14 protein-coding genes are annotated in these 16,418 nt (G+C 67.7%); 2 read left to right on the forward strand and 12 right to left on the reverse strand.

All coding sequences use genetic code 11. The annotated features are described in order from the left end of the window. The first annotated feature begins 21 nt into the window (after positions 1-21). Both NIBR502771_RS03350 and NIBR502771_RS03355 read left to right on the forward strand, forming a co-directional pair. Positions 22-321 (forward strand): DUF4193 domain-containing protein, encoded by a 300-nt coding sequence (locus NIBR502771_RS03350; RefSeq protein ID WP_141158469.1) that lies wholly within the window; start codon positions 22-24, stop codon positions 319-321. Positions 322-446: 125 nt separating this feature from the next. Then, positions 447-1,517, forward strand: a complete 1,071-nt coding sequence (locus NIBR502771_RS03355) for a quercetin 2,3-dioxygenase (protein ID WP_141158470.1) — start codon at positions 447-449, stop codon at positions 1,515-1,517. A gap of 70 nt (positions 1,518-1,587) precedes the next feature. Here NIBR502771_RS03355 and NIBR502771_RS03360 read toward each other — a convergent pair whose 3' ends face one another. The 12 genes from NIBR502771_RS03360 to NIBR502771_RS03415 all read right to left on the reverse strand — a co-directional run bounded on the left by NIBR502771_RS03360 (position 1,588) and on the right by NIBR502771_RS03415 (position 16,418). Beyond that, positions 1,588-2,823 carry a DUF3500 domain-containing protein gene (locus tag NIBR502771_RS03360; RefSeq protein WP_141158471.1) on the reverse strand — a complete coding sequence of 412 codons (1,236 nt, stop codon included), beginning with the start codon at positions 2,821-2,823 and terminating at the stop codon, positions 1,588-1,590. After that, on the reverse strand, positions 2,801-4,567 hold the full coding sequence (locus NIBR502771_RS03365) for an FAD-dependent monooxygenase (RefSeq protein ID WP_141158472.1): 1,767 nt from the start codon (positions 4,565-4,567) through the stop codon (positions 2,801-2,803). The genes NIBR502771_RS03360 and NIBR502771_RS03365 overlap by 23 nt, the downstream gene beginning before the upstream one ends. Further along, complete coding sequence (locus NIBR502771_RS03370) at positions 4,567-5,448, reverse strand: fumarylacetoacetate hydrolase family protein (protein ID WP_141158473.1); 882 nt, start codon at positions 5,446-5,448, stop codon at positions 4,567-4,569. The genes NIBR502771_RS03365 and NIBR502771_RS03370 overlap by 1 nt, the downstream gene beginning before the upstream one ends. Positions 5,449-5,506: 58 nt before the next feature. Beyond that, positions 5,507-6,388 (reverse strand): alpha/beta hydrolase, encoded by an 882-nt coding sequence (locus tag NIBR502771_RS03375; protein ID WP_141158474.1) that lies wholly within the window; start codon positions 6,386-6,388, stop codon positions 5,507-5,509. A 247-nt stretch (positions 6,389-6,635) separates the two neighbouring features. Further along, entirely contained in the window at positions 6,636-7,118 is a 483-nt protein-coding gene (locus NIBR502771_RS03380; RefSeq protein WP_141158475.1) for a hypothetical protein, read from the reverse strand. Then, positions 7,115-9,598, reverse strand: coding sequence for a molybdopterin oxidoreductase family protein (locus NIBR502771_RS03385; protein WP_141158476.1), 2,484 nt, complete (start codon positions 9,596-9,598; stop codon positions 7,115-7,117). Before NIBR502771_RS03385 ends, NIBR502771_RS03380 begins: the two co-directional genes overlap by 4 nt. A 95-nt stretch (positions 9,599-9,693) precedes the next feature. After that, a complete protein-coding gene (locus tag NIBR502771_RS03390; RefSeq protein ID WP_141158477.1) occupies positions 9,694-10,689 on the reverse strand; it encodes a bile acid:sodium symporter family protein in 996 nt (331 codons plus the stop codon). Between the two features lie 103 nt (positions 10,690-10,792). After that, on the reverse strand, positions 10,793-12,355 hold the full coding sequence (gene menE, locus NIBR502771_RS03395; protein ID WP_141158478.1) for an o-succinylbenzoate--CoA ligase: 1,563 nt from the start codon (positions 12,353-12,355) through the stop codon (positions 10,793-10,795). Positions 12,356-12,362: 7 nt separating this feature from the next. Then, complete coding sequence (locus NIBR502771_RS03400; protein ID WP_141158479.1) at positions 12,363-13,688, reverse strand: MFS transporter; 1,326 nt, start codon at positions 13,686-13,688, stop codon at positions 12,363-12,365. A gap of 122 nt (positions 13,689-13,810) precedes the next feature. After that, positions 13,811-14,266 (reverse strand): MaoC family dehydratase, encoded by a 456-nt coding sequence (locus NIBR502771_RS03405; protein ID WP_141158480.1) that lies wholly within the window; start codon positions 14,264-14,266, stop codon positions 13,811-13,813. A 42-nt stretch (positions 14,267-14,308) separates the two neighbouring features. Next, positions 14,309-15,523 carry an acyl-CoA dehydrogenase family protein gene (locus NIBR502771_RS03410; RefSeq protein ID WP_141158481.1) on the reverse strand — a complete coding sequence of 405 codons (1,215 nt, stop codon included), beginning with the start codon at positions 15,521-15,523 and terminating at the stop codon, positions 14,309-14,311. A gap of 1 nt (position 15,524) precedes the next feature. Then, entirely contained in the window at positions 15,525-16,418 is an 894-nt protein-coding gene (locus NIBR502771_RS03415) for an amidohydrolase family protein (protein ID WP_141158482.1), read from the reverse strand.

The following is a 16,418-nucleotide window of genomic DNA, read 5'->3' on the forward strand; positions in this document are numbered from 1 at the left end:
CTCGACAGGAGAAAACACCACATGTCAGTTGACTACGACGCTCCGCGGGTGGCTCCCGAGGAGGAGCCGAATGTCGCCCTGGAGGAGCTGAAGTCCGATAAGTCCGGACGCCGGGAGGCCGCTCCCGACATGGATGAAACGGACCTCGCGGATAGCTTTGAGCTGCCCGGCGCCGATCTCTCCAACGAGGAACTCCTCATCCAGGTGGTTCCGGTGCAGGCCGACGAATTCACGTGCATGTCCTGCTTCCTGGTGCACCACCGCAGCCAGTTGGCCCGTGAGAAGGACGGCAAGAAGTACTGCAAGGAATGTGAAGGCTAGCAGGGGGACAATGACGGCCAGGTTTGGATTTCAACTAATGGAATCCGGGCTCGTGGCCCGGGCGTGGGACGGCCATGCTGGAACTCACGCTCCGGCAAGGCCGGCCGACTGGAAAGAAGGAAACCATGTCCCTCAGCGTTGAGGAAATGAACAAGCAGCTCCCGGTGGCCAACGCGCTGCCCGGCGAGGCAGTCCCGTATTACATGGCGTCGGGCGAAGGCGCGCGCTACGAACTCAACGGCCAGCTGGTCACGGTCATCGCCCGCGCCGCCGACACCGGGGGCATCTTCAGCGCTGCCTACATCTCCGGCGGCATGGGAGCCGAATCCCCGTTCGTCAGCCACAAGGTGGAGCACAAGACGCTCTACGTTTTCGACGGGATCCTGCACGTCTGGCTGCCGGGCGAGAGCCGCATCCTGACCCCCGGCGATTCGGTGGTCATCCCGCCCAACACCCCGCACGCCTACCGGATGGCCAGCCACTACACCCGCTTCCTGAACTGGATGACCCCTGGCGGCGGCGAGGCTTACTACGAGCGGGTGGGCACGCCCATCGATTCGCACGTCCCGCCGGTGCGCGCCGGCCACAAGGCCAGCCTCCAGGAGCAGGCAGAGGTGGGCGCCGAGTTCGGCATCACGTTCCCCGACGTTGAGCGTGTGGCGCCGTCGTTCAAGCACGACGCCGGGCTGCCGCCCACACAGAGCCCGTACTTCCTCAGCGCCGGAGAGGGTGAGCGCATGGTCAGCTACCAGACCATGTTCACCTACCTGTCCCGGCCCGCCAACACCGGCTCCAATTACTTCGCCGTGCACACCAAGGGCGCCAAATCCCCCTACATTCCGCTGCACTTCCACTCGCAGCACACGGAGAACTTCCTCTGCACCGAGGGCCGGATGTGGCTCTACGCCAACGGCCGGGAGATGCTCCTGACCAAGGGCGACTTTGTGCATGCCCCCGCCGGAACCGTCCACTCGTTCGCGCTCGATGCCCACAACACCCAGATGGTGGGTTTCCTGACGCCGTCGGTGTTCAACGGGTTCTTTGAGTACTTCAACAAGCCCACGGAGGACTACATGTACACCGAGGGCGGCGAACCGTACATGGACATGGAGGGCTTCGGCCGTGCCCAGGCCGAGATGGACCTGACCGTCGTCGGCCCTCCGCCGCAGCGCCGCGCGGCCCTGGACATCCCCTAACCCCACCCAATACGTAAGGCCCGGACTTCCGAGAGGAAATCCGGGCCTTACGTATTTGTAGGAGGGTGGGTCAGGGGGTGGCTTGCCTGACGAGTTCGCGGCCGTAGTCGTTGCCGTTGGGGGTGCGGACCACGGTGTGCATATGGAACGGGGCGGGCTCATCGTTGCTGAGGAACACGCCGGTGTGGTGGTCCAGTTCCAGCACCACCACCGGGCTCTGCACCCGGAAGTAGTAGGCCTCCTCCCCCTCCCAGCCGCCGATCCAGCTGAAGAACGTCTCTGAATAGTGTTCCTGGATCTCCCGGCGGCGCGCGGCCCGTGGACCGTCGGGCAGGTAGGCGATGAAGTCCTCCACCACCGCGTCCAGCAAGTCACGGGCCCCGGCCGGCAGTTCCGCCACCCGGATGCCCTCGTACGGAATCACCCGGTTGTCCTGGAAACAGCCACCCAGGTGCCGTTCGTCGCCCGGGTGGAGGCGGCCTTCGGGCATGGCAGGATCCACCATCTCCGCGTAAACAACAGCACGGTCCCGCAGGTCCACAGGCAGGGCGGCCATCAGCTGCCGGGCCAGGGTGATGCGCTCCTTGAACACTTTGACGCCCTTATGCGGGCCGGCGTCGATCATGTCCGGCTCTGCGCCCATGAACACCGGCGAGATCACCAGCTGCGTCCCGGCCACCAGGCAGTTCAGCGCCGCGTGGTGGCCGAAGAGCTGCCACCCCCACGGCGCCGTCTCGGACGGCTCCCCATACAGGGCGAAGTTGTAGCTGAACTCGTTCATGAGCAGCGGCAGCTCCACCAGGTCACCCAGGAACCCGTTGATGCGCATCAGGTTCCGCACCAGCTCAAACCCGGAAGCGCTCAGGCTTGCTTCCACCACGCCCAGGGCGGCGTCGCGGACCGGTGGTTCCAGCTCGTCCAGCCGCAGCCCGGTGTCGTGCTGCATGAACTCGGGGTTGGCCCAGCTCTGCCACTCCGGCGCGTCCACGGCGTAGCGAAGCCTTCCGGTCTGGTCCGCGGCGGCGGCGCCAAGCAGCTTCCGCGCCGCAGCCACCATGTCCGCGGTGGGTGCTTCCTCCCCGGGGCGGGCAGGCACCAGCGGATAGAGGGCCTCCCGGCGGACGCCGTCGCTGGTGATGCCCGTGAACGGCTGCGGGTAGAGCTTCCGCCAGCCTTCGATCATGGGCCCGGCGAACGCATCGGTCTTGGCCGCTTCGGCGTATTCGCGGGCAGCCAGCCCCCGGATGTCCGCTACGCGGGGATGGTCCGGGGCAAAGAGGAAATCACGGAATGACGGCGACGACACGGGCGCTCCTGGTTTGGATGGAAGGTGCAGATTCTTCGGGACGTGCGGGCGGGAAAGCCGGCGCCCAGCCCGCGGCGACGGAGAGCGCGGCGGCGGCCTCCACCGGGGAGTTGCCGCGCCAGGCCACGTGCTGGTCGGGACGGACCAGCACGGCGGGGGCACCCCACAGCTGGGACAGGGGGGTTCCGTCCTCGGAAGGCCCGACGGCGGCGACGGTCACCGGGATGCCGTGCCGGGCACCGGCGGCCAGGACCGGCCCGAAAACTCCGCCCGCGTCCAGCCCGCCCAGCGATCCGGCGTCGGCCAGCAAAGTGAAGCCCGCATCAAGGGCGCTGTACAGGGAACGGGAATCTGCCAGCCAGGCGTGCGGCAGCAGGGCCCCCGGAGCAGCGGACGGAACGTAGCGGATGGGGTCCTCGTCGGGGAGGGCTGAACCGTCCGGCACCACGACGGGTGAGCCGCCGTAGTCGTAGCCCAGCACCAGGCCCAGGGAATCGAACTCGCTCTGCTTCACGGCGAGTGCCCGGTGCGCAGCCCGGCGGGCCGCTTCCCCGGCAGGGCCGGCCGCAACGAGCTCCGGGTCTGCGAAGTGGTAGGCCAGGGCCTTGCCGTTGGTGGCGGCGTCGCGGATGGTGCGCGCAGCCACGGGGCGGCGTTCTGTCCCGTAGCTGGCAAGCAGTCCGGGGCCGGCCCAGCCGTTGACGGTGGCGGCGAGCTTCCAGGCCAGGTTGGCGGCGTCGCCGATGCAGGTGTTGAACCCGTGGCCTCCCCAGGGCGGGTTGAGGTGGGCGGCGTCCCCCGCCAGGAAGACGTTGCCGCGGCTGTATTCGGGCGCGAGCAGCATCCGGGCCGTCCAGGGGTCGGTGGCCACCACCTCGATGTCCACGTCCGGGCCCACCAGGGAGCGGACCATGGCGGCTGCCTCCCCCGCGGTGGGGCTGACGGATGGATCCACGCCCTGGACGATGGCCCACCACGTGCCGTCACGGTCCATGGGTCCCACCATGCCGGCGGTCTCCGAGCCCACTACCCAGTACTGCACCGCCGGAGCCAAGGACACAGCGGACGCCAAGGACGCCGAGCGGAAGAGGATGCTGATGTTGGACAGCTCGGCGGAGCCGCCTTCCAGCCGCAGCCCCAGGCTGCGCCGCACGGCGGAGGATCCGCCGTCGGCCCCGATGACGTACTCCGCGGCGGTGGTGCGTTCGGCCCCGTCAGGATCCCGGACGACGACGGCGCAGGGTTCCGTGGCTGCCCCGCCTTCCGGGACGCTGACGCCAGTGACGGTCCAGCCGGCCAGGAACGTCACCAGCGGGTGGCTTTCGACGGCGGCCCGGAGCACCTCCTCGAGGACGGGCTGGGGCACCTGCTGGCCGCACTCCGGCTGCGGCCCGTACCGGCCTGGAACCAGTTGGAAGGCGTTGCGGAACCGGCGCAGCTCATGGGCGGAAGGGCCGGTGAGGCCGGTGCAGAAGATGACGTCCTGTGCGTACTCCACCGGCAGCGGCGCCGCGTCCCGGAGGACCTCGGCGAGGCCCAGCCGGCGCAGGTGCGTCATGGTGCGGGCATTGGTGGTCTTGGCACGCGGCCGGGTGTGGTCCAGCGCTGTCCGCGGTTCGATGACGGTACTGGGCACCCCCCGGGAGGCGAGGTCCAGGGCGAGGAAGAGTCCGCTGGGTCCTCCGCCGGCGACCAGGACCTGCACCTCCGACGGCAGGTCCGCGGCGGTATGGAAGCCGTTCATCAGGCACGGCTCCGCAGGGAAATGTCGCCCACCGGCGTGGTCAGGGTGCCGAGTTTCTCGATCTCCACTTCCACGGTGTCGCCGGGCTGGAGGAGCCACTGCGGGGTACGGGCGTAGCCCACGCCTTCGGGGGTGCCCGTGGCGATGACGTCGCCCGGGTGCAGGGTGAAGGTTTCGCTGATGAGCGAGATGATGGCCGGGACGGAGAAGATCATGTCCCGGGTGTTGCCGTTCTGGGCTTCGATTCCGTTGACCCGGGTGCGGACCTGGAGGCCGTCGCGCAGGTCGCCCACCTCGTCGCGGCTCACCACGGGACCCAGGGGGCCGCTGAAATCGCCGTTCTTGCCCAGGGTCCACTGCGACGTGAGCTTCTGGGCCCTGCGGGAGGTGATGTCGTTGAACGTGGAGTAGCCAAAGACGGCATCGGCAGCGGTGTCCTCGCCGGCGGACTCCACGCGGCGGCCGATGTAGGCGGCAACTTCGCCTTCCCAGTCCAGCCCTGCCTCGCCCGCCGGGACCGGGACCGGGGCGTTGCCCACGGACAGGGAGGCCGTCCAACGGGCAAACAGCGTGGGGTAGGGCGGGAGTTCCTGGTCCTTGTAGCTGCCCTCGGCCACATGCGCCTTGTAGTTCAGCCCCACGCAGATCACCCGCGCGGAGGCCGGGACCAGCGGGACTTCGGTGACGCTGCCGCGCTCCAGCCAGCCGTCGTCGTCGGAGGCTCCAGCATGTGCAGCGCCGGCAACCAGGGCTGCGGCCTTGTCCTGCCAGCCCTCGGCGTCGGCCCAGAATTCGTCGACCGATGTGAGCGGGAGGACGCGGGAGCCGGCGAGCGCCGCTGCCCAGGGTCCGCCGTGGTGGGTGATGCCGATGAACTGCATGGGAGGCCTTTCGGTCTGGTCCGGGGTGCGCGTATTGCCCCCGCATGGTGGTGGGAAATCAGTGCTGTTCCGACTGGCGGCGGAGGAAATCGATGGTGGCGGCAATGGCCCGTTCCGCGGCGCCGCTGTTGCCGTCCGGGCTGGCCCACATGTGGTCCGCACCATCCAGCAGGAGGAGTTCGACGGCGTTGCCCGCGCCTTCGAGCGCCGCGGCCAGCGAGGTGGACTGCTCCACGGGGACGAAGCGGTCCGCCGTTCCATGGATGAGGAGGAAGGGCGGGGCGCCTGCGTGGACGTAGCCGAGGGGGCTTGCGGCCCTGGCCTTGTCCGGGGCGTCGGCGGGCTGCGCGCCGATCAGCAGTGCTTCGCGGGAACCGGGGTCATCCGCCCGGGCTACGGCGTCCGGCCGTGCCTGTCCCCCCATCCGGAGCAGGTCAGTGGGCGGGTACCAGGCCACGACGCCGGCAACTGAGTCGTCACCGTCCGGCCCGTCGTTGCCGCCCCGGCCTGGAAAGTCCGGGGCCCCCGCGGTCAGGCCCACGAGGGCGGCGAGGTGGCCGCCGGCCGAGTCTCCCCAGGCGTAGATGCGGTGTGGGTCCACGCCGTATTCGGCCGCGTGGCTGCGGAGCCAGCGGACGGCCGCCTTGGCGTCCTCCAGCTGGGCAGGAAACGTGGCACCCGTGCTGAGGCGATAGTCGGCAGAGGCCACCACGAACCCGGCATCTGCCAGCTGCCCGATGGGGCTGAGCCCGAAACCGTCAACAGCGGGGCCCAGCGAAGACCGTTCCCCCGTCCGCCAACCGCCGCCGTGGAAGTGGACCACCGCCGGCCGGCCGCCCTGGTGCGTTTCTCCTGCGGGAAGGTAGAGGTCCAGCAGCAGCGGCTCCGCGTTCTGTGGCCGGGCAAACTCGATCCCCTTGAGGATCTGCCGTCCCGTCATCGTTGACTCCATGTGTGGCGCGCCGTTTCTGTGCTGTGTTTACCGGACTGCTGAATGGGCTGGGCGGGCCCGCAACGGGACCCGCATCCATGGATTCAACTCTGTGGCATGGGCAGGGATGCACGCGCTGGCAGTTTCACTGATTGAAACTGGTTCGCCCGGAACAGGGCGCTGGGAAGATCCGGGTGCGCCGGCGGTTGCACCGGCAGGCGGCCCGGGAGCTGCTGAGGATTCACGCAGCTGGCGCTTAGCTGACCAGGACCTGCGTGGCGGATTCCTTCAGTTTGCCGTTGGCCCATTTCATCTGGCGGATGGTCTGCGGGTGGCACTTCTGTGCCAGGGCCAGCAGGTTCTTGTCCTTCATCCCCTGGGCGGCCTGGGCCAGCAGTTCCCAGTCGGCTGACACCCCGCAGGCCTTCAGGTAGAGCTCGCGGAGGTCGCGCAGCAGCAGCATCCCGGTTTCGGGGCGCCTGCCCACCATCTCGCTGCCCTTATCCCTGATGGTTTCCATTAGCCCTGCCTCGCCGCGGGGCTCCGGGTCCAGGTTTTGGCCGTAGTTTTTGGCGATGTCCGCGATGTCCCGGACGTGCTGCTGCGACCAGCGTGCCAGGTCCCGGGCCAGGTGGTGGATCTCGTGGTCTACCTTGTGCCGGTCGGAGATGACCAGCAGGTGGTGCGCCAGGTCGTTCTCGGAGCGGTGCATTTCCTCCAGTACCAGCCCGAATTTCATCGTCCCCCTCCTGCCGTTTCGGTGGCCTCGCCAGTTTCGGTGGCCTCGTCCGCCAAAGCGGTGGGTATGCCCTTGGTCCTGGCGTCTTCCGGGAAGTACCCGGCAGGTGCCGATGCCGTGGTGGTGGGCGCCGGAGCGGGCCCGTTGCCGCCGGAAACGCGGGTGATGCGGGCTGCCGCCGATTTGAAGATGGGCTGCTTGGACGCCGCGTCCCAGTCGGTGATGGTCAGTTCGTTCGCAGCCCTGCCGGCCCCGTCCGGCTGGTGTCCGCCATCGGTGTCCCAGTAGCCGTAATGGAAGGGCAGGAAGAGGACGCCGTTGCGGATGCCGCTGATCCGCACCTTTGCACGGACGGACCCGCGGGGTGTCTCCACCTCCGCAAGGTCGCCTTCGGCAATCCCGTACGCGCCGGCGTCGTCTGCTGACAACTCAACCCACACGTCGGGCGCGGCAGCCTGCAGCTCAGGTGCCCGCCCTGTCTTGGTGCGGGTGTGGAACTGGTAGAGCGTGCGGCCGGTGATGAGCTGGAGCGGGAAGTCCTGGCTGGGCAGCTCGTGCGGCGGCATGTATTCGGCGGCCTTGATGATGGCCTTGCCCTCGGGGTTCAGGGCCTTGTACTCCGTGGGTTCCACTGGCGCACCGGTGATGAGGTCGCGGCCGTAGGTTTCGCAGTACCCGGGGTGCGCCCAGAACTTCCCGTCAGCGTAGATGCGTTCCGTACCGTCCGGGTTCTCCTCGTTGCAGGGCCACTGGATGCCCGAGCCGCCGCGCAGTTTGTCGTAGGTGATGCCGGTGTAGTCGCAGGGCCTGCCGCGGGTGCATTCCTTCCAGGCTTCGAAGGCCGATTCGGGGTCGTGCCACTTGATCAGCGGCTGCCCGTCCTTGTCCTGCAGGCCCATGCGGTGGGCGTAGTCGATGAAGATCTCCAGGTCCGGCCGGGCCTCGCCCGGCGGGTCAACGGCTTTCTCGGAGAGGTGGACGGTGCGGTCCACGTTGGTGAAGGTCCCGGTCTTTTCACCCCAGGTGGCGGCGGGAAGGACGACGTCGGCCAGCTGGGCCGTCTCGGAGAGGAAGATATCCTGCACCACCAGGAACAGGCGGTCCTGTTCCAGGATGCCGCGGATGCGTGCCAGCTCGGGCAGCGAGACGGCAGGGTTGGTCCCGCTGACCCACAGCATCCGGATGGAACCGTCCTCCGCGTACCGCATCATCTGCATAACGTGCGTGGGCGGGGAGTAATGCGGGATGGACATGGGATCGACGTTCCAGACCCGGGCCAGGTCCTGGATGTGCGCGTCGTTGGACCAGTTCCGGAAGGCGGCAAGGTCGCCGTCGGCCCCGCATTCGCGGGTGTTTTCGGCAGTGGGCTGGCCGTTCATTTGCAGGATGCCGCAGCCGGGCCTGCCGAGCATTCCGCGAATGATGTTGACGTTGTTGACCTGGACCGCTGCCGCGGTGGCCTGGTTGGACTGGTAGAAGCCCTGCAGCACCGTGGACAGCAGCCGCTCCGCGTGGCCGATGATGCCGGCCGCCTCGGTGATCTGCTCCGCCGGGACACCGCAGATTTCCGCCACGAGTGCCGGCGGGTAGTTCTTGACCTCATTTTCGAGCTCCGGGTACCCCACGGTGTGCGCCTGGATGTACTCCCGGTCCACCCAGCCGTTGGTGATGATCTCGTGCAGGATGCCGTTCATCAGGGCCACGTTGGTGCCTGGCCGCGGCGCCAGGTGCACGGTGGCGGCCCTGGCCACGGGCGTCATGCGCGGGTCCACGCAGATGATCTTGGGCGGGTTGGCGCCGGCCAGCCGGTCCAGCATCCGGGTCCAGAGGACGGTCTGGGTCTCCGCGACGTTGTGCCCGTACAGGGCGATGACGTCGGCGTGGTCCACGTCCGTGTAGGAGCCGGGCTGCCCGTCGCAGCCGAAGGATTCCTTCAGCGCCTCCCCGGCCGTCGCCGTGCACAGCCGGGTGTTGCCGTCCACGTGGTTGGTGCCGATGCCGCCGTGCGCCAGCGTACCCAGGGTGTAGTACTCCTCGGAGAAGAGCTGGCCGGTGGTGTAGAAGCCGAGGGCGCTGGGGCCCTGTTCCGCCAGCAGCGCCTTGGACTTGTCCACGATGCGCTGCATGGCGGTGTCCCAGTCTGTTTCCACCAGCTTCCCGCCCTCGCGGATGAGGGGTTTGGTGAGCCGGTCCGGGGACGCGTTCGCCTGCCAGCCGTACAGGTCCTTGGGGCCCAGCCGGCCGTGATTGACGCGGTCTACGGCCCGTCCCCGCACGCCAACGATTCTGTTGTCCTTGACCGCGATGTCCATGGCGTCGCCGTTGGAGTGCAGGAGCGAGGCCGTCTGGACCCACCGGTCCACGTCCTCCGGAGCCACTCCTTCGGCCAGGTGGGTGTCCACCCTGACGGGCCAGTCACCGCCGCTGCCGTACGGTGTCCGTGTCCCCCATGGTTCAGCTATCCGGTCGATCCGAGCCATCTGTCCATCTCCTTACAGGAACTGGCGGACAGCGTCGAAACATCGCTGTCCCTACCGGATCCTGTACCCGGAATGGCGGGCCGGAAACGCGCCCCTTAGGCCTGCGTGTCCTGCAGCGGCCGCCGGGCGAGCCAGGCGGCCACGATGGCACCGGAGATGTTGTGCCAGAGCGAGAAGACCGCGGACGGCAGCGCAGCCAGCGGGGTGAAGTGCGCGGTGGCGAGCGTCGCCGCCAGGCCGGAGTTCTGCATGCCCACTTCGAAGGCCAGGGCGCGGCGGGCCTTGTCATCCAGGCGGCCCAGCTTGCCGGCCAGGTACCCAAGGCCCAGCCCGAAGCCGTTGTGCAGCACCACGGCAAGGAACACGATGGCCCCGGCGTCGATGATCTTGTTGGCGCTGCCGGCCACCACGATGGCCACGATCAGGGAAATTACGACGGCGGACGCCCACGGCAGCGCGGGCAGCACCTTGGCGACGAGCTTCTTGAGGAAGACCCGGGCGAGGAGGCCGGCGACCACCGGCAGCAGCACGGTCTTGACGATGTCCAGGACCATGCCGGCGGCGTCGATCTGCAGGTAGGAGCCGGCCAGGAACAGGACCAGCAGCGGGGTGACGATCGGGGCGATCAGGGTGGAGACCGAGGCCACCGCCACGGAGAGGGCAACATCGCCCTTGGCCAGGAAGGCCATGACGTTCGAGGCTGTGCCGGAGGGGGCGCAGCCCACCAGGATCACGCCGACGGCCAGTTCGGGCGGAAGGTTGAGGGCGCCTGCGATCAGCCAGCCGGCGCCGGGCATGATGACGTAGTGCGCCACGATCCCCAGGGCCACGGCCCACGGCCGCTTGGCTACCGCGGCGAAGTCCGGCGGAGTCAGGGTCAGGCCCATGCAGAACATGATGATGCCGAGCAGGTAGGGCACGCTGGGGGCCATGGGCTTGAAAAGGCCGGGGAGCAGGAACCCGAGCATGCCTGCGACAACCACCAGGATGGGGAACACTGTCACCGCGATGCGGGCGATTTTGCTTTCCGCTTCGAGCGCGGGGTTGACGGGTGTCCCGTCCGAATTCTGGGGTTTAGTTGCCTCAAGCATCCAATCATGGTGGCACCGGCTGGTATGGTTCCGCCAATTGATGACCGTGAACGGTAACAACGGCGGAACCATACCGGCGGCAGTCCCGGAGGGGGTTCCGCCCTTAGAGCTGTTTCCGGAGCTCCATCTTTCGGATCTTGCCGCTGGCGGTACGCGGCATGTCCTCCACCACCACCATTGACTTGGGGATCTTGTAGCGGGCAAGCCTGCCGTCGAGGAAGCTGCGCAGCTGCTCCGCAGTCAGCGATTCCCCCTCCCGCAGCGTCACGATCGCTTGGGGGACCTCGCCCCATTTCTCATCCGGGACGCCGATGACGGCGACGCTGCCCACAGCGCTGTGCTCGGAGATGACCGCCTCCACCTCCGCCGGGTAGATGTTCTCCCCGCCGGAAATGATCATGTCCTTGAGCCGGTCAGAGACGAACAGGAAGCCTTCCTGGTCGCGGTAGCCCATGTCGCCCGAGCGGAACCAGGCGCCGTCCGCATAGCTGGCGGCTGTGGCCTCCGGCCGGTTCCAGTACTCCTTGATGACGTTGGGTCCGGAGATCTGGATTTCCCCCACCTCGCCCGGTTCCACCGTGCCGCCCATGGGATCGGCGATCCGGACGTCGGTGAAGAAGTGCGGCAGGCCGGCCGAACCCGCCTTTTCCCGCGACCGGTCCACGGGGAGCATGGTGACGCCGGGGGCTGTTTCGGTCATGCCGTAGCAGCTGGTGAAACCGATGCCGCGGTCCTCGTACGCGTCCAGGACCCGACGGGGAATCGCTGAGCCGCCGCAGGTCAGCTTGTCCAGGGAGCTGAGGTCGGCCGCCGCCCAGCCCGGATCTTCGCAGAGCAGCTGGAACGTGGTGGGCACTCCGTTGAGGGTGGTCACCTTGTGTTTCCGGATGAGTTCCAGGACCCGGGCGGGATCGAACTTCGCCTCAAGGACCACGGTGGCCCCCTTGAGGAGCATCGGCAGCAGCCCCATGTCCAGGGACGCCACGTGGAACAGCGGCGAAATCATCAGCGCCACGTCGTTGCGGTTCAAGTCCATGTCCACGATGGTGTTGATGCAGTTCCACGTGATGTTCCCGTGGGTCAGGAGCGCACCCTTGGGTTTCCCGGTGGTCCCCGAGGTGTAGAGGATCATTGCCCCGTCATCGTGCCCCACCGGCACGTCGGGGTGGTCCGGCGCCGCCGCCTGCAGCGCCTCCCCGTATGACACAACCACTGCAGAATGTTCGACGGCGGCCGGTGACGTGGCGGCGGAAGGTTCCGCCCCGCCGTCGGCCGTTACGACCATGCGGTGGGTCACCGCCGTTCCTTGCACGGCAGCGGAGGCGGAGGCCTCCAATGCGCCGGCGTTGACCAGGAGCCGGGCTCCGGAATCCTGGAGCTGGAACTGCAGCTCCGGCGGTGCCAGCCGGGTGTTGAGCGGGACGAAGATGGCGCCGAGGAGGCCGCAGGCGAAGAACGTTTCCACGAAAGAAGGGTGGTTCTCCCCCAGGTAGGCCACCCGGTCCCCCTTGGCCACTCCGCGGTCGCGGAGCGCGTTGGCCAGGCGGTCCGTCCGTTCGGCGAGCTCTTCGTAGCTCAGGGTGCCCGCTGCTGACAGCAGGGCCGTCTTGGTGCCCGACTTGCGGCGGCGGCGCTGCAGCCAGGAGCCAACTCCGTTGTTGTCCATGGTTCTCCTAACGGACCGTGGTGAGGTCGTTGTTCTTAGATTCCCGCGTCAGGGCGATGAAGACAATCGAGACCAGCGCCATGACGGACAGGAACACCACCACCGGGAGGATGCTTTGCCCGGAGTCCTTGTAGAGGCCGGCGATTATGCCCGGCGTGAAGCCGGCGCCGATGAGGGTGGCCAACTGGTAGCCCACCGCGGCACCGGTGTAGCGGGAGGTGGTGCCGAACTGTTCGGACACGAATGCTGCCAGCGGCCCGTAGAGGGAGGAGTGCAGGATCAGCGCCACAGTGAAGGCCACGAACACCATGGCAACGTTGCCCGAGCCAAGCATCCCGAACATCGGGAAGAGGTACGCAATGAACAGCGCCAGGCCGGTGATCATCACCGGGCGGCGGCCGAAGCGGTCCGAAAGGCGGCCGCCCAGGAGGACGAAGACGATGGAAATGGCCGAGGCCCCGGCGAACGCGTAGAGCACGCCCTGCTGCGGTGCGCCCTTGGACACGGCGTAGGTCACCGAGAAGGTGGGCAGCACCACCTGCAGGCCGAACCCGGCAGCCCCGGCGAACATGATCATGATCAGTGCCTTGGGCCGGCGGAGCACGTCCAGCAGCGGGATCTTGCGCTTGGCGCCCTGTGCTTCTTCCTTGGCCACGGCCTCGGCGAAGATGGGGCTTTCAGAAACGCGGAGGCGCACGAACATGCCCACGATCAGGAGCACGAAGGACAGCAGGAACGGCACGCGCCAGCCCCAGGCCAGGAAGGCATCCTGCGGCAGGGCCGAGAAGGCACCCATCACCAGGGTGCCCAGCACGGCGCCGGTGGGCGCCCCGGCGTTGACGAACGACGCCGCGAAGCCGCGCCGTTTCGGGTCCGCGTGCTCCAGTGCCATGAGCGCCGCCCCGCCCCATTCACCGCCGACGGCGATGCCCTGGCAGACCCGCAGCAGCACCAGGATCACGGCGCCCCACGGCCCGATGACGCCGGCGCCGGGAATCAGGCCGATGAGGGTGGAGGCGATGCCCATCATGGCCATGGAGATGATCAGCATCCCCTTGCGGCCCACCTTGTCACCAAAGTGTCCGAAGATGATGCCGCCCAGCGGCCTGGCCACGTATCCGGCGGCGAAGGTGGCGTAGGCGGCCACGACGCCTACCCATTCGTCCGTGCCGGCGAAGAAGACCTTGGGGAAGGCCACCGCTGCGGCCGTGGCGTAGAGCAGAAAGTCGTAGAACTCGATGGTGCTGCCCAGATAGCTGGACAGGATGACCGTGCGCGCTTCCTTGCGCTTGGCGGCCGTGCCCGCAGGTGCGAGCGTGGTGTGTCCGGACATGGCTGTTCCTAAAGACGGAGGAATGTGGGGTTTTTGGGGTTGCCTGAGGCGGCGGCGCCGGGGCGCCGCCTGGGGTTTGGGACTGCTGTTACTGGTGGAAGTGGCTTACTTGTAGAAGCGGCTTACTTGTAGAAGCGGGCCAGGAATTCGGCCACGACGGCGGGGCGTTCCTGGCCTTCGATCTCGATGGTGGCGTTGACCTTGATCTGGGCGCCGCCCTTGACCTCGGTGACGTCGGCGATGGTGGCCTTCATACGGACCTTGGAGCCGACCTTGACCGGGGAGGTGAAGCGGACCTTGTCCAGGCCGTAGTTGACCTTGGTGGTGACGCCTTCGACGTCGAACAGCTCCCCCCAAAACGGGATGATCAGCGAGAGCGTGAGGAAGCCGTGGGCGATGGGGGCGCCGAACGGGCCGTCCTTGGCGCGTTCGGGGTCGGTGTGGATCCACTGCTGGTCGTCCGTGGCGTCCGCGAACTGGTTGATCTGGTCCTGGGTGATCTGGCGGTAGTCGGTGGTGCCGAGGTCCTTGCCGGACAGGGTGAGCAGGGTGTCGAAATCGACGACGAGATTGGGCATCGTTGCCTCCTGGCAGTTGTTTGTTGGTTGGGAAGTAGTGGTTCAGCGGGTGAAGGCGCTTTCGCCGGTGAGGGCGCGGCCGATGATGAGGGCATTGATCTCGTGGGTGCCTTCGTAGGAGTAGACGGCTTCGGCGTCGGCGTGGAAGCGGGCGACGCCGGCGGCGAGGGTAATGCCGTTGCCGCCCACCACCTCCCGGGCCAGCGCTACGGTGTCGCGCATGAACAGGGATGTCTGCATCTTGGCCAGGGCCGAGTCCTGGTCCCGGTAGATGCCTTTGGCCTGCTGCTCGGTGAGCCTGACCACCAGGGACAGGCTGGCCGTGACGTTGCCGAGCATGCGGGCCAGTTTCTCCTGGACCAGCTGGAAGGAACCCAGGGGGCGTCCGAACTGACGGCGTTCGTTGACGTAGGCGAGCGCTGCCTCGAAGGCGCCGGCGGCGATGCCGGTGGCGATCCAGGCGACGTCCGAGCGCATGGCCCGGAGCATCGCCGCGACATCCCTGAAGGAGCTCACGTTGTGCAGGCGCATGGCCTCGGGGACGCGGACACCGGTGAGGGTGATGTGGGCGTTCTGCATCATCCGCAGTGCCGTCTTCCCGTGGATCTTCTCCAGGGTGACGCCGTCGGCTGTCCGGTCCACGAGGAAGGCCTTGACCTGCCCGTCCGCGGTGTCCCGGGCGAATACCGCGAGGACGTCCGCGGTGGCGGCGCCGCCGATCCAGCGTTTGGCGCCGTCCAGGATCCAGCTGCCGTCGGGCTGCCGCCGGGCGGTGGTGGAGAGTCCGCCGGCGATGTCCGATCCGGATTCCGGTTCGGTCAGCGAGAACACGCCCTTGAGCGAAAAGTCGATGACTTTGGGCATCCATTCGGCCTGCTGTTCCGCCGAGGCGCCCACCCGGATGGCGGTGCGGAACAGGCCGGCCTGGGCGGTGTACCAGGTGGCCAGCGAGGCATCGGTGCGGGCAAGTTCGAAGATCCGGAAGCCCTGGTAAATTCCACGGGCCGGACCGTCGGCCGTGAGGCCGGCAGGTTCCATCATGTCGAGGTCGATCAGCGGCCGGGCGAGCTGCTCCGGAAATTCGCCGCGTTCCCAGTACTCGGCCAGGAGGGGCCTGGCTTCCGCGTCCAGGAAGGACCGCAGCCGGGACAGGACCTGGCGTTCTTCCGGCGTGAGGAGGGACTCGGCGTCGTACCAGTCCGCTGCCTCATAGAGCCGGGCACCCGGGCCGGCCTCCGCCGTCGTCAGCGTGCCCATCTCAGGCCCCCAGCCCGAGGAGGCGGACCGCGTTGTCCTTAAGGATCTTTGGCCGGACCTCGTCCTTCAGGGGCAGGTCCGCGAAGGCACCGAGCCATTTCTGCGGGGTGATCAGCGGGAAGTCGGTGCCGAACAGCACCTTGTCCTGGAGATAGGAGTTGGAGGCCTTCACCAGCGATTCCGGGAAGTACTTGGGCGACCAGCCGGAGAGGTCGATGAAGACGTTGGCCTTGTGCGTGGCGATGGAGTTGGCCTCGTCCTGCCACGGCACCGAGGGGTGGGCCATGATGATCTGCAGGCCGGGGAAATCCGCGGCCACCGCGTCCAGCAGCAGGGGGTTGGAGTAGGCGAGCTTGATGCCGTACCCACCGGGAAGGCCTGCGCCCATGCCGTTTTGCCCGGTGTGGAAGATGGCGGGCAGGCCGAGTTCCTGGAGGGTTTCCCATAGTGGGTAGAAGCGTTCGCTGGACGGGTCGAAGCCCTGCAGGGACGGGTGGAACTTGAAGCCGCGGGCGCCGAGTTCTACGGCCTGGTGCTTGGCCCCGGCGATGGCGTCCTCGCCGGTGCGCGGGTCCACGCTGCCGAATGGGATCAGCACATCGTTGTTCCGGGCGGCGCCGGCGATGAGTTCCGGGATGCTGTTGGGTTCGTGCTTGAGCTGGGTGCGGGCGTCGACCGTGAAGACGACGGCGGCCATGTTCAGTTCGCGGTAGATGTCCGCGATGCGGTCCAGGGAGGGGGTGCGGTCCTCGGCCTTGAAGTATTTTGCCGAGGCTTCGGTCAGTTCCTCCGGCAGGGAGCCGTGTCCGCAGCTGTCCACCTCAAGGTGGACGTGCATGTCGATGGCGTCGAGCTTGGCGGGGTCGACGCCCAGTTCGTAGCGGTCCGTTGCCAT

Source organism: Pseudarthrobacter sp. NIBRBAC000502771 (assembly GCF_006517215.1).
GTDB lineage: Bacteria > Actinomycetota > Actinomycetes > Actinomycetales > Micrococcaceae > Arthrobacter > Arthrobacter niigatensis.

Coding starts and splice junctions, on each gene's coding strand:
- NIBR502771_RS03380 (WP_141158475.1), bottom strand. CDS start 7,118: ATGAAATTCGGGCTGGTACTGGAGGAAATGCACCGCTCCGAGAACGAC.
- NIBR502771_RS03365 (WP_141158472.1), bottom strand. CDS start 4,567: ATGAACGGCTTCCATACCGCCGCGGACCTGCCGTCGGAGGTGCAGGTC.
- NIBR502771_RS03405 (WP_141158480.1), bottom strand. CDS start 14,266: ATGCCCAATCTCGTCGTCGATTTCGACACCCTGCTCACCCTGTCCGGC.
- NIBR502771_RS03385 (WP_141158476.1), bottom strand. CDS start 9,598: ATGGCTCGGATCGACCGGATAGCTGAACCATGGGGGACACGGACACCG.
- NIBR502771_RS03375 (WP_141158474.1), bottom strand. CDS start 6,388: ATGACGGGACGGCAGATCCTCAAGGGGATCGAGTTTGCCCGGCCACAG.
- NIBR502771_RS03390 (WP_141158477.1), bottom strand. CDS start 10,689: ATGCTTGAGGCAACTAAACCCCAGAATTCGGACGGGACACCCGTCAAC.
- NIBR502771_RS03370 (WP_141158473.1), bottom strand. CDS start 5,448: ATGCAGTTCATCGGCATCACCCACCACGGCGGACCCTGGGCAGCGGCG.
- NIBR502771_RS03355 (WP_141158470.1), top strand. CDS start 447: ATGTCCCTCAGCGTTGAGGAAATGAACAAGCAGCTCCCGGTGGCCAAC.
- NIBR502771_RS03400 (WP_141158479.1), bottom strand. CDS start 13,688: ATGTCCGGACACACCACGCTCGCACCTGCGGGCACGGCCGCCAAGCGC.
- menE (WP_141158478.1), bottom strand. CDS start 12,355: ATGGACAACAACGGAGTTGGCTCCTGGCTGCAGCGCCGCCGCCGCAAG.
- NIBR502771_RS03415 (WP_141158482.1), bottom strand. CDS start 16,418: ATGGCAACGGACCGCTACGAACTGGGCGTCGACCCCGCCAAGCTCGAC.
- NIBR502771_RS03410 (WP_141158481.1), bottom strand. CDS start 15,523: ATGGGCACGCTGACGACGGCGGAGGCCGGCCCGGGTGCCCGGCTCTAT.
- NIBR502771_RS03350 (WP_141158469.1), top strand. CDS start 22: ATGTCAGTTGACTACGACGCTCCGCGGGTGGCTCCCGAGGAGGAGCCG.